This window comes from Photobacterium sp. GB-50 (assembly GCF_003026755.1).
Lineage (GTDB): Bacteria > Pseudomonadota > Gammaproteobacteria > Enterobacterales > Vibrionaceae > Photobacterium.
The window spans coordinates 16,214-29,272 of the sequence record NZ_PYNX01000004.1 but is presented as its reverse complement, the minus strand read 5'-3'; the positions used below and the strand labels follow the sequence as shown (position 1 = coordinate 29,272).

General features: G+C 37.1%; 14 protein-coding genes. 9 read left to right on the top strand and 5 right to left on the bottom strand.

The genetic code is table 11. The annotated features are described in order from the left end of the window. The first annotated feature begins 14 nt into the window (after window positions 1-14). The 5 genes from C9J41_RS07235 (at window position 15) to C9J41_RS07215 (ending at window position 6,640) form a co-directional block, all read left to right on the top strand. The gene (locus tag C9J41_RS07235; RefSeq protein WP_107292973.1) at window positions 15-545 is read left to right on the top strand and encodes a peroxiredoxin-like family protein; all 531 of its coding nucleotides are present in this window, start codon (window positions 15-17) and stop codon (window positions 543-545) included. 262 nt (window positions 546-807) lie between these two features. Next, window positions 808-2,292: a carbon starvation protein A gene (locus C9J41_RS07230; RefSeq protein WP_107208606.1), complete on the top strand. Its 1,485-nt coding sequence runs from the start codon at window positions 808-810 to the stop codon at window positions 2,290-2,292. Between the two features lie 104 nt (window positions 2,293-2,396). Next, window positions 2,397-4,067: a sensor histidine kinase gene (locus tag C9J41_RS07225; protein WP_107294407.1), complete on the top strand. Its 1,671-nt coding sequence runs from the start codon at window positions 2,397-2,399 to the stop codon at window positions 4,065-4,067. Window positions 4,068-4,098: 31 nt separating this feature from the next. Beyond that, window positions 4,099-4,824, top strand: a complete 726-nt coding sequence (gene btsR / locus C9J41_RS07220) for a two-component system response regulator BtsR (RefSeq protein ID WP_107208608.1) — start codon at window positions 4,099-4,101, stop codon at window positions 4,822-4,824. A 367-nt stretch (window positions 4,825-5,191) separates the two neighbouring features. Next, window positions 5,192-6,640, top strand: a complete 1,449-nt coding sequence (locus C9J41_RS07215; protein WP_107294406.1) for a hypothetical protein — start codon at window positions 5,192-5,194, stop codon at window positions 6,638-6,640. Between the two features lie 331 nt (window positions 6,641-6,971). Here C9J41_RS07215 and C9J41_RS07210 read toward each other — a convergent pair whose 3' ends face one another. Continuing rightward, the gene (locus tag C9J41_RS07210) at window positions 6,972-7,175 is read right to left on the bottom strand and encodes a hypothetical protein (RefSeq protein ID WP_107208610.1); all 204 of its coding nucleotides are present in this window, start codon (window positions 7,173-7,175) and stop codon (window positions 6,972-6,974) included. 159 nt (window positions 7,176-7,334) lie between these two features. Then, window positions 7,335-7,547 carry a cold-shock protein gene (locus C9J41_RS07205; protein ID WP_005363823.1) on the bottom strand — a complete coding sequence of 71 codons (213 nt, stop codon included), beginning with the start codon at window positions 7,545-7,547 and terminating at the stop codon, window positions 7,335-7,337. 464 nt (window positions 7,548-8,011) lie between these two features. Here C9J41_RS07205 and C9J41_RS07200 point away from each other — a divergent pair, with 464 nt between their 5' ends. From C9J41_RS07200 to C9J41_RS07190, 3 genes are all read left to right on the top strand, one after another. After that, window positions 8,012-8,218, top strand: a complete 207-nt coding sequence (locus C9J41_RS07200; protein WP_369917488.1) for a hypothetical protein — start codon at window positions 8,012-8,014, stop codon at window positions 8,216-8,218. Window positions 8,219-8,339: 121 nt separating this feature from the next. Continuing rightward, a complete protein-coding gene (locus tag C9J41_RS07195; RefSeq protein ID WP_233217853.1) occupies window positions 8,340-8,636 on the top strand; it encodes a hypothetical protein in 297 nt (98 codons plus the stop codon). Window positions 8,637-8,727: 91 nt separating this feature from the next. Next, window positions 8,728-9,006 carry a hypothetical protein gene (locus tag C9J41_RS07190; protein ID WP_107208613.1) on the top strand — a complete coding sequence of 93 codons (279 nt, stop codon included), beginning with the start codon at window positions 8,728-8,730 and terminating at the stop codon, window positions 9,004-9,006. Window positions 9,007-9,153: 147 nt separating this feature from the next. Here the strand turns inward: C9J41_RS07190 and C9J41_RS07185 are convergent, their stop codons facing one another. Together C9J41_RS07185 and C9J41_RS07180 are read right to left on the bottom strand one after the other, a co-directional pair. After that, window positions 9,154-9,582, bottom strand: a complete 429-nt coding sequence (locus tag C9J41_RS07185; RefSeq protein ID WP_107294405.1) for a hypothetical protein — start codon at window positions 9,580-9,582, stop codon at window positions 9,154-9,156. A 135-nt stretch (window positions 9,583-9,717) separates the two neighbouring features. Then, window positions 9,718-11,442 carry a class I SAM-dependent methyltransferase gene (locus tag C9J41_RS07180; protein ID WP_107294404.1) on the bottom strand — a complete coding sequence of 575 codons (1,725 nt, stop codon included), beginning with the start codon at window positions 11,440-11,442 and terminating at the stop codon, window positions 9,718-9,720. Between the two features lie 212 nt (window positions 11,443-11,654). Between C9J41_RS07180 and C9J41_RS07175 the strand changes: the two genes are divergently transcribed. Further along, window positions 11,655-12,107, top strand: coding sequence for a hypothetical protein (locus C9J41_RS07175; protein ID WP_107287317.1), 453 nt, complete (start codon window positions 11,655-11,657; stop codon window positions 12,105-12,107). Between the two features lie 84 nt (window positions 12,108-12,191). On the opposite strand, the gene C9J41_RS07170 is transcribed toward C9J41_RS07175, so the two are convergent. Then, complete coding sequence (locus C9J41_RS07170) at window positions 12,192-12,980, bottom strand: NERD domain-containing protein (protein ID WP_107247574.1); 789 nt, start codon at window positions 12,978-12,980, stop codon at window positions 12,192-12,194. Window positions 12,981-13,059: the final 79 nt, after the last annotated feature.

Sequence of the window (13,059 nt, the reverse complement as noted above, 5' to 3'; positions counted from 1 at the left end):
CTAAGGAGTTTACCATGACACAGCAAAAGTTTTTGGCTGGTGCAACATTTCCAGATATTCAAGTACCAACGCTAGAAGAAGAAACCATCACATTAGGTAAACCCAATACGCCATTTGATTGGAAAATGGTCGTGGTTTACCGAGGACAACACTGCCCATTATGTACCCGTTATCTGAACGAGTTAGAAACGTTAGCCGCTGAATATAATAAGATTGGCGTTGATGTGGTTGCCGTTTCTGCCGATAGCAAAGCGCAGTTAGAGCTGCATAAAACCAAGTTAAATGTGAACTACCCGTTAGCCTATGGGTTAACCGTAGAGCAAATGCAGCAATTAGGGCTATATCTATCGGTGCCACGATCTGAAAAAGAAACCGATCATGTCTTTGCCGAACCCGCTATTTTCGTGATTAACGCAAAAGGTAAAGTCCAAGTATTAGATATGTCTAACGGCCCATTTGCACGTCCAGATCTTAAGGTACTGTTACAAGGTTTAAGCTTTATTCGTAACCCAGAAAATAACTATCCAATCCGTGGTACTTATTAACCCTATCTCCAAGTATTCACCAAATCACTTAGGTGCAAGACGAGACTTAGGTATCTTTATTAAAATAGCTATCTGGTTGTCTAATATCATTAACCATGATAGCTATTTCTCGCTGCTGCTTATTCTCCCCTTAAACCACTCATTCCTCATAACGACCACTCATCGCACTATCCTGCCACTGACCTATTAACTAAATGCAGCTAACTAAAAAGACAAATACCATACACCCTAGCTTCCCCCTACAATATTAAGGACAATTGCTATGATGTGGTTTCTGACCTGTGTTGCCGCGCTTATTGGTGGCTACTTTATTTACGGTGCTTTCGTAGAGAAAGTATTCGGTATAAAAGAACACCGTAAAACCCCTGCACATACCAAAACAGATGGTGTCGACTTTGTTCCTATGTCGACAAAGCGTGTCTACCTCGTCCAGCTACTCAATATCGCCGGTGTTGGTCCTATTTTTGGCCCTATCATGGGTGCGCTGTATGGCCCTGCTGCCATGCTCTGGATTGTGGTTGGCTGCATTTTCGCAGGTGCTGTTCACGATTACTTCTCTGGTATGTTATCTATCCGTAATGGCGGCGCATCAGTACCGAGCATTACAGGTCGTTACTTAGGCAATGGCGCAAAACACTTTATGAACCTTTTTGCCATTGTTCTACTCTTGCTTGTCGGTGTGGTCTTTGTTTCTGCTCCTGCCGATATGATCACTAACCTTATCAACGACCAAACCAGCCTAAGCGTTAATGTAACTACTATGGTTGTGCTTATTTTTGGTTACTACATTCTGGCAACGATTGTACCTGTCGATAAGATCATTGGTCGCTTCTACCCATTATTTGGTGCTCTTCTCATTTTCATGTCTGTGGGCTTAATGGCAGCCATTGCGTTCTCTAGTGAACATACCGTAATGGGTGATTTCAAAGTGAGCGAAATGTTCACTAACTTAAACCCGAATGACATGCCACTATGGCCTGCATTGTTCATTACTATCGCTTGTGGTGCTATCTCTGGTTTCCATGCGACACAATCGCCATTAATGGCGCGCTGTATGCACAATGAGAAAAATGGCCGCTTCGTATTCTACGGTGCGATGATCGGTGAAGGTGTGATTGCGCTAATTTGGTGTGCTATTGCTCTGTCTTTCTTCGGCTCACTTGAATCACTATCAGAAGCGGTGAAAAGTGGTGGTCCGGGTAACGTAGTTTACAGTGCATCCTTTGGTTTACTGGGTACGTTTGGTGGCATCTTGGCGTTCTTAGGTGTTGTGATTCTACCTATTACCTCTGGTGATACTGCGTTTCGTTCAAGCCGTTTGATCTTAGCTGAGTACTTCAATGTTGAGCAAAAAACATTGCGTAATCGTCTACTTATGGCTGTTCCATTGTTTGTATTAGGTGGCATTTTAACCCAAGTCGATTTCGGGATTATCTGGCGTTACTTCGGCTTTGCTAACCAAACCACAGCTGTAATGATGCTTTGGACGGCTTCTGCTTACTTGCTTCGCCATAATAAATTGCACTGGATCACGACAGTTCCAGCCATCTTTATGACAACGGTATGTGTGACCTTCATTTTAAATAACAGCACATTAGGTTTCGGCTTACCAATGCAGATCTCAACCATCGTAGGTATTGTATTCTCGCTATTCGTAACAGGTTACGTAATAAAGATATCGAAAGGAAAAGGTGATACTGACTTTGCCGATGAGGAAGAAATAAAAGCAACGTCAGAAATAGCATAATCACAAACATTAATTTGCTTGATTCCTCAATCTAAGAGCCTGCGCACCGCAGGCTTTTTTTGTTTGCCTTACAATCGCGCATTATTTTTATCATGAGCTCCAATATGGAATTGATAGTCTCTTTGCTACAGCAAATGTGTGTTTACTTAGTACTGGCTTATATGCTGAGTAAGACCCCCATTATTTTGCCTTTGTTGAGCATTTCTTCTCGTTTAAGCCATAAGCTAATCTGTTATGTGCTATTTTCTGGTTTTTGTATTCTCGGTACCTACTTCGGCTTACATATCGACGATGCAATTGCGAACACCCGTGCTATTGGTGCCGTTATGGGTGGGCTTTTTGGTGGCCCTGTGGTGGGTTTTGCCGTTGGTTTAACGGGCGGTATTCATCGCTATACTCTTGGTGGCTTTACCGATCTTGCCTGTACCATTTCGACCACTGCTGAAGGCTTAATTGGTGGCTTATTACATGTCTACCTGCTTAAACGTAACAAAGGCACATTGTTATTTAACCCTTGCATGGTATTTGGTGTCACCTTTGTTGCTGAAGTAGTGCAGATGATCATCTTAATCACTGTCGCCAAACCTTTTGACCAAGCCTATGAGCTCGTTTCTACCATTGCCGTTCCAATGATCATTGCCAATTCCGTAGGTGCGGCACTGTTTATGAGTATTCTGCAAGATCGTAAAACAATCTTTGAAAAATACTCTGCGGCCTTTTCTCGCCGTGCTTTAACCATTGCAGATCGCTCGGTCGGTATTCTTAGTACTGGCTTTAACAGTGACAATGCCAATAAGATCGCCCGTATTATTTATGAAGAAACCAAGGTCGGTGCCGTTGCGATCACAGACCAAGAAAAACTTTTAGCCTTTGTGGGGATCGGGGATGATCACCATAAGCCAAACACCCCTATTTCTTCACAAAGCACCTTAGATTCGATAGAACAAAATGACATCATCTACCTTGATGGTCGTGAATCCCCATATCAATGCTCTCTCGCCCATGACTGTAAGCTTGGTTCGGCGCTTATCATTCCACTACGCGCAGGCAATCAAGTTGTCGGCACTATTAAGTTATATGAGCCAAAACGTAAACTGTTTTCAACCGCTAACATGTCAATGGCAGAAGGTATTGCACAGCTACTATCCAGCCAAATTCTTTACGGTGATTACTTGCAGCAACAAACCTTATTATCACAAGCCGAAATTAAACTGCTACATGCGCAAGTGAATCCTCACTTTTTGTTTAATGCCCTTAATACCATCAGTGCCATCACAAGACGCGATCCAGATAAAGCCCGAAAGCTTATTCAAAACTTATCGCAATTTTTCCGTAGTAACTTAAAGCAAAATATTAACACCGTAACGCTACGAGAAGAGTTGGCACACGTAAACGCCTACCTCACTATAGAAAAAGCCCGTTTTACGGATCGTCTTGATGTCGACATTAATATTCAACATGAATTACTTGATACCAAACTGCCCAGTTTTACGCTTCAACCTCTGGTAGAGAACGCTATCAAACATGGTATTTCTACACTGTTAGAAGGTGGAATAGTGAAGATTTATAGCCAACCTCACCCATTGGGCTACGAAATCACGGTTGAAGATAATGCAGGAAGTTATCAGCCACCAGCAGATACCCATGTCGGATTGGGAATGGAGATAGTAGATAAACGCTTATCCAATCAATTTGGTCGTGATTCAACGCTAAAAATCACATGCACACAGCACCAATTTACCCAAATAAGTTTTATTATCCCCAACGCACAATAAGTACAGCAAATCACATAAAAGGTAAGCTTGGATGTTAACTGCTCTTGTCATTGATGATGAACAATTTGCCCGTGAAGAGCTGGCAGAACTATTGGAAGAAACAGGCTATGTTACGGTGATTGGTGAAGCGCCAAACGCTATCATTGGGCTAAAGAAAATCAATGAGCTAAAGCCAGATATTGTCTTTGTTGATATTCAAATGCCACAAGTAACAGGTATTGAACTATTAAGCATGCTCGATCCTGAAACTATGCCCTATGTAGTGTTTGTAACCGCTTACGATCATTATGCTATTCAAGCGTTTGAAGAGAATGCTTTTGATTATTTATTGAAGCCAGTTAATCCAAGTCGTTTAACCAAAACAGTGAGTCGTTTACATAAAGTGATACAACAATCAACGCCTCAACAAGCCATCTCCGCTATTGCACCGAATAAGCTCGATCAAATCCCCTGCATTGGTCATAACCGTATTGTGATTCTTACCACCGACACCGTGGAATGTGCCTATAGCGATATCAGTGGCGTACAAGTACGTTCCTATGATCAAACTGCTAGCACACAACTCACCTTAAAAACATTGGAAGAAAAAACGCCATTGGTGCGTTGTCATCGTCAGTATCTGGTGAATATCAAAATGATCAGTGAAATTAAGTTATTAGAAAATGGATTAGCTGAAATTATTACAAAAACAGGGTATGAACTTCCCGTTAGCCGTCGCTACCTTTCAGCACTTAAAAAGCTACTTGGTATATTGTAAATCACATTGCTTTATTGAAAATAATGGTCTTATAAATCAATTTAATTGACCTATAGGGCTATTTCTATAACTTGATTTTATTTATAAACGTTAAGAAAAATATTTTTAAAATAAACACTTATTACATATAGAATTTATATAATAGACGCAATTTTCTATTAGAAAAAACAATGAAGATTAAATCCCCATATAAATATGAAATAATTATAATATTAATACACTTACATTAATGTCTTTATTTTATGACAATATACATTTCAATTTTCAGATTAATAATTAATTTTAATAATTTTTGAAATTATATTTTAAAATCTACGGTCTCATTTTTTGGTGCATTTAATTTTTCTATCTTAAGGCTGGAGATATTATGCTTTTTAGTTTACGTGGTTCTTTCATTGCAATTCCAATACTCGCCCTATCTTCTTTATCTTATTCTCAATCATACGATTCTTTTAAAAACGAACCTGCCGGAACACAAATCACAGAAGTTGATTACTCAACAGATTTTATAGGAGATTCTTTTTCATATTCTAAGGGCTGGGCTGGTCAAGGTTTTGGTTTATCAGGCACTCAGAGAGGTGCTCCTGAATATATTGTTTCTCAAACAGTTCCGAACACTGAACAACATGCGTTAGTGTTTGCAAGTAAAAATCGGAATGAGGCATGGTATGCCTTACATCCTGGAGCGGCAGAAAGCAATATATATGCTGTTTCTGATGATGATGGACAAGATGATTTTTTCTTTTATGGTCAACCTTGGGTAAAAGAAGACAACCCTTACTTTTATGGACAACTCTATTTAGGCGAGGCTTCTCAAGTTACATCATTTAGACTAACAGTGAAGAGATTAAATAATAATCAACTAAAAGATCATTATCCGGGGCTTTGGATTTATCAGGATAGGCTTCATGTCCGAATACCTAAAAAAGTTAACTTTGATGTGAGGTTTCTAAATAGCTATCAACCATTATCGGGATGGATAACTGCAGGAATACATATTTCTGACACGGGTGAAGTAACTTATTATTTGAAAAAAGGCATGTATGATGAATATACTTTGTTTACATTACCTGATTTTAGAATTACAGCATCTGATGCCGCAAAATTATTGGGCTTTGAACGTTACTCGCCACGAGTAGTTGAAAGAAATGATGCTGCTATTATGTTATCTCAAATCATCTCAAAAACTCATTTAAATGATTTCTCAGATGGAAAGTTCAGTGCGATTAAAGAACTGAAACAGGGAATTAATTTTGAATTAGGATGCGGTAATTGTGAAAAGATTAATAATTTAACTGAGGCGACTACTTGGGCACAAGTTAATTCATTCAGCCCCGAACAATATGACATTTCATCCTATGAATCGGTCAATCTAGAAGTTTCTGTTGATGGTCGAGTTTATTCAAACGTACTTTATTACTTTGATAACGAAAACTGGCAACACGATTTGTGTAGCTCACTCGATAGAGAAAATGATCCACTCGATATTCTACGATGTGGGACACTGATTGATAACGGGGAGGTGGTTACCTTATTGGGTCAAGAATATAATTATTTATTCAGTGATAGACCCGGTGTTGTGGTATCAGTGAGCTTCAATCAACCTATTGAACCTGAAAACAATAGTGAATCTGTTACGCCAAATGATGAACAACCTGATACGACTGAAGATATCAACGAATCGTCTGATACCGACAACAGTGAAACAACGACATCTCATCCAAATAATGAATCTTCATCAAACCCAGTTTCATCTTATTTTATGATGTTATTGACTTGGTTAATAAATCTCATTAATAGTATTTTTTCTCGATGATATATTCTAACAATGATGACTAGTGGTATTACACCCCATAATACCACTATTTTTTAATGGTATTATGGGTATCAGCAAGCTCGATATAATGTCATTATTTTAACTGGCTAGTAACGCTAAACTACAGCGAAATATAAGCAATTTAAAATAATGGCTTATCCGAATTAGGCGTTGGGAATAGCGATATTGAATGTTAAATTTTAATTAGAAAATACATATCAAAGGAATGAGCCATGAAAGCAATAGCACTATATTACTTACATCTTAAATTCTTCTTCTAACCACACCTAAGTGATGTGCTTTTTCTAACTCTTTTTTAGTTATTTTTTGTCTATTTATCATTATTAACCCAAGCATTATTTTCTTTAGTCGCTAATAATTTTCCGACAATATCTCTCAATTCAATTTTTACCGTGAAAAAAGGAGCATATGAAGAAGATGATACTTTCGCACCTCTTAAACATTTCATAAAAACAGTTTCAGATTTAATTATTTTATCTAAATCATTAATGTACATAATATTATATACTGACATTTATATTTCCTATTTATTTTAAGTTATTACTATGATTATTATTTAATTATTATCTAAACTTTATCGAGAAATAATAGAAACAAATAGAATAATGATAAAAGCAATATTTTTAAGTTTTCGATAATGGGGCAGCAATAAAATGCTACCCTTTAGAAAGTCTTATAAAGCAACGACATTTGAAGCTTGAAGACCTTTTTGACCTTGTTCGACATCAAAAGAAACCTTTTGACCATCCATCAATGTCTTAAAACCTTCAGAAACGATAGCTTGAAAATGTACAAATACATCTGCACCGCCATTGTCTTGGGTAATAAAACCAAAGCCTTTATCTTCGTTAAACCATTTTACTAAACCAGTATTTTTATTAGACATAATGTGTCCCTTAAATAAATTCATAAAATATCGCAAATGCGAAGTACTAAGAGTCTGAATTATCGATGTGACGAAGAAGCTAAGGGAAACACAGAGGATGGCAACAATAACGAAGATATTCTGAGGGTTTTACTTTTACTTGATGTTTCATTAATAACTCTGAACAACAGAGCCATTACAGTAGAGCACTAAATCGATAGGCTGTATATGTTTATTTTATCAAAATAAGAAAACAAAAACCAAGTAATTGATTTAAAACACATTTTTTTGTTTAATTTATTTTTATATCTATTATTTGAATAACCTGTACAATAGCCGATGCAAAACAACGATTAATTAAATATTCCATTAAAAGCTTCTCTGTTTCTCTTCCATTTAATTCATCACATCTATTCTGCAATATCTTTTCTTCATTACTGAGTTAGATGATTGTCTTTGCACTACACCTCTAATATAGCGAGATCATGATGCGTAAATCTGGAAAGAAACCTGGAAAAAAAATAAGAAAAAATGCTTTTGAAGATCGATTTGCTCTTATCGTTGAAGACTACCACAAAGCCAAAGAAGTACTGGATTCCTTAATAGTAGGAACAGCTGAACATAACAAACAACAGACGATATGTAATAACCTTTTTGCAAGTGCAGAGCGCTGTATAAAATCAGGATCATAATAAAAATTAACTATCCTTAATTGTTACTATCTTTCAAAGCCGTAAGCTTCCTATCCACTCTCTATACAGCGTTTCAACATTCGACTGACTTTTACTTTTGAGTACCGACACCATGAAACTAATGACTTTTCGATCTGAATGTATTTGCGGTACTGCGACTATGCCAGCCTTTTTGTCAAAGCTTGGTGTCAAAATTCACAAAGTAGAAATAGCTAATGAACCTTCAAAAAAGGCTAAACAGCGCATGGGTGAAACAGGTATTTACACGATAGAAGTACAAGATAACCACACGTTAGAAAGCTTACGAGAGCTAATGACGAAAGAGATTGAGCAGGAAGGTATGTTTTTAAATCTACACAAATGCTACCAAACATTAAATCTTGGTATGTCGCCAGATGAAAGACATTTCAACAGCTAGTGCGAAATTTATCTCTTAAACATTACCTTACTCAATCAGCCAATCTCTACGTTTATTCATATCCCAAATAACGTAAAATTTAAGGACACTTATGATCACTATTAACCTTCGCCTACCGCATGGCAGCACAGAAGACTATACCCAACAATTTATCGCTTACACGAAATCGGGTGCTTTTCTTCAAGATCTTGATGGTGCGAACAAAGTCACTATTCCAGCCTACAGCATACTGTCTGTTATCCTAAAAGACGGTACTTTCAGTACATCAATGAAAAAAGATTTGAAATTAACAGAGCCAACAAAATTTGGCGATTACAAAGACTCGATGAAATTAATGGAAACAGCCGAGAAAAGCAGTAAAGAACAATAATAAACATTAGTGATGGGGTAAATATTTTCCATCACTTGTCTTTTAATCATTTATTCTCGAACTAGTTTTAATTATATAAATATGTGTAATTCCTCTTACACATATAACGACTAAAATATTCAAACTCTGAAATCAAATAAAAAATCGTCATACTTTCTTATAGTATTTCTTCCATGGTTTTTCTCCTATTTCAGTAGGAAGCCTATTTGTTTGAACCACTCTGCCATCAAGAATCAGCAGTAATCGCCAAGCAGGATAAGGAATTGACGATTCTCCATCTATCCAGCGGTTAATTGTTCGCATAGGGTTCGATTTCCCCTTTATACCCAGCATTTTTGTCACGATGCCTTTACTATGCACATGCGCTAAATGTTCAAATACCTCGCGTATTTCACTCGGTGTCGGTTCTCGATATTCAGGATCATCAATAGAACGGTAAGAATCAGGTTGATTGATGCTTTCTGCAATAAAATGAACGTAAGAGCAATGTCGACGACTTAATTCTTGCTCATACTCATGACGCTCATTAATTTCAGCCTGAACTTCTGCCGATAAACTAAATAAATTTGTATTCACTCTCAAGGTATCTTCCTAAAGTAGCTGTAGAGCAATTATTTAAAATGACGTTTTTTCTAGGTAAGTTAGATAAAACTTCCATTAAGCTCATTGATCATTTAGCTAACTCAAAGTTAATACTTATATCCATAAGTTTTACCACTCGCCGACCAGCAAACGACTTTTAACACCATTAACTTGCAAACCCATCGCTTCAAAAACATCATCAAAGTTACGGCACGCTAACGGTAAATGAGGCAGTGATAATACCGCTTCATCAAAAAAACGTTTTTGCTCTTGCTCTGTTTGCCATGCTATTTGCCACCAATTAACGATACGCTCTCTCGAATCAATTAAACGGCGTCTTGTCGGCACTCGTGCCCTTTTTTGGTTATTCTCATTTTTGCTGGCAGGCAATAAATTCCACTTATCATTATTCGGCCAATAAGCAAACGGTAAGCAATGATCTACCTGATAATCAGGCTGTAAGCGTTTACCACTCCATACACTTTCCAGTTCTACACCGTTTTGCTGTAAAGCAATGATCTTCTGGCGTACACCTCGGGTGTCATGACTTTCATCAATCCATTTTAGACAGTCGTAATAAGTTTGTAGCGGAATATCTCGCGCTTCATTTAACTTATAACGACGCATTTCCGCTATCCATTGATTCACGACTAATGGCTCTATCCAGCTACTGTATAATCGCAAACATTCCCACAAACTTTCGTCTAGCACGAAATAGCCAAATTCAGCTAACGCTTCTAGTTCAAGTACAAAGCAATCTGCTGTACGTACTTTTTCACGCTCCATTTGAAATAACGTATTATTTTTATCTCCCTGATAAATAAACGTAACAGGGCCATCTTGAATTGTTTTCAAACTATCTCGGATCGCTGTTTGGAGTGCTTTAGCTTCATCACCCGTAAACATCGCCCCAATAGATAAATCATCTGCACTAAGGTGTGTCAGTTTTTTCCAGCCTTGCTCTTTTACAAAGCCTAAGCCTTTTTTACTGTCGCTACTTTGTTGGATACCAAAGCCATCAATATCAATATCGATTAAGCGTTTAAATTGTCTTATCCAATAAAGTGCCACTAAGCCCAACGGCAATCGAACTTTATTATCTTCACGGCTGAGAACAGCACCGGGATGAGCGTCAGCGATATGTAAAAGTGTACGAAGTAACGCAAGCTTGTACGTGGCAGACTTAGCATCATTAACAATGATTTGCCTAACCTTGATCAGATCACCCGTACCATCATCAGGCAACTGCATCACCACGGTTTGCCATTGCACACTGCTACGACCTAATTCATCGGCATCATGTTCAGAAATGAAGTTAACTTGTAAGGCATGTTTATTGGCTAATTGTTCCAGTTCTTCAACACTGACATCATAGGCTTTGCGAGAATCAGAAAAATCACCATAACGCAGCGAGATCACTAGCTTTCCACTCGGTGCCAGTAGGTTAGATAATTTGCGAAATGCTCGCTCACGCGCACAAGAAGAAAGGTGCATCCAGACCGCAGATAACAAAATACAATCAAAGCGCATACCAAGCTCTACAATACTGTGTAGCTCGGGTAGCTGATCATCAAGCCAAGTGATTTTATCATCATACTGCCGAGTATATTTTTCACCTTGTTCTCGTAATGCTTGTGCTGGCTCTATTGCATAGACATCACAATGATGCTCCGCAAACCATAGCGCATCACGTCCAGCCCCTGCACCAATATCAAGCACTTTTAAGGCATCTTTCGATGAACTGACAGGCCAATGCGCTTGCCAATTTTTATGTACTTGCTCAAAGGTTAACGACTGATATTGCTCACTCAGGCTTTGTGCATTTTGGTGATAAAAATCAATGGTTTTAGACATGATGATAGCTCTGAAAACAAGGTGAATTTATCATACTGTAAGTTATTGATATTCACGATTGAAATTTCAGTAATATTCTAATTTTTCTAAGGTTTTAATAATGTTTAGGCATTATTCTAAAAACATCCTTTATCAAAATACTTTACGATAATATGAAACAGTAAAAGAACTGGTTGATTTACGATTAGTGCAATATGTACAAAGGGAAAGGAATGCAAAATAAAATTAAATTTAGCCCAATATTTCGTTTTTCTGATTGGCCAAATACGGCAATTCCATCTGTAGCTGCTGGCGTTTATGCTATCTGGCAAGATAATAATTTAATTTATTGTGGAATGTCAGGCCGTGAAATTGAGAAGAACCAGCATAAAAAGAAATATGGATTAGTTACTCGCTTACACAGCCATGCATCTGGTCGATTAAGTGGTGATCAATTTTGCGTATATGTAGCAAACCGTATTGTGATACCCAAGGTTTCAAAAAAACAACTACCCCTATTTGAAGCTGGCACTCTAACACTCGATAAACTGACTAAAAGCTTTATCCATGATTCTTTGCAATACCAATATATTGTTGTTACTAGTAGTCAAGAAGCCTACGACATAGAAAAACAAGCAAGGCTAGGATTAATATTTAATCAAAAACCGTTACTAAACCCTTTATAAATTGATATTAATAACAAAATGCCATGATGATTATCATGGCATTTTTATCATATATTCAATCTGATTAATGACTTTAAACTCTTCCTACTTAAAGTTCATTGTATCAACGGCTTGTATTGAGCGGCATTTAGGAAATGTTGAACATCCCCAAAACTGCTGGCCTTTATTTGCACCACGTTTTGTTTCACGCAATACCATCTCTGCACCACAACGAGAACAGCACTTTATAGAAGATTTCAATGTTACAAGTTGCTGTACATGTTGGCGGTGTTTAATGTTAGTGATAACACCTCGTTTTAATTTAATATTCTGTAATTGATCTAAAATTTTCTCATACTCGGACTCAGAAAAGACCTGTTGACTAAATTGTTTTATATAGTGAATACAACCACGAGAATAGGTAACATTTTCAGGCATTTTTGTTTTAAATGTACTATCGCCGATAAATACAATTACTGAGTGTAGATTCACTAAATCAATACCTAATAAAGACTCCAGAGTTTTTACATGCTTATAATTTTGGTGAAGTGGATTCTGAAATTTAGAAGAATGACGATATATTTTTTGAGTCCATTGTTTTTGACTTTTTGATCCAAAGATCCAACCTTTCATATTTTTGGTTTCAACTACAAATATACCAAATTTAGATACAACAATATGATCGATTTGAGTTGTGCCATCAGAAGTAGGCAAGGTTACATCTTTTATTAATGTGTAATCTGACTTTGGTAATTGAGATAATAATTTATTTACCAAAAACTCTCCAAAGACACCTTTAAACCAAGAGCTCTTTAAAAGAGAAACAATAAGTATTAGAGGTATTAAATACCAAACTTGTTTAGCCGTACTAAGTAATAGTTCAAATATATCCACTGATTTATTTTACCTTTGAAAAGCATTACGCCTTTAGACACCATATAAAGGCAGTATTATGCAATCAAATGCGTTTATT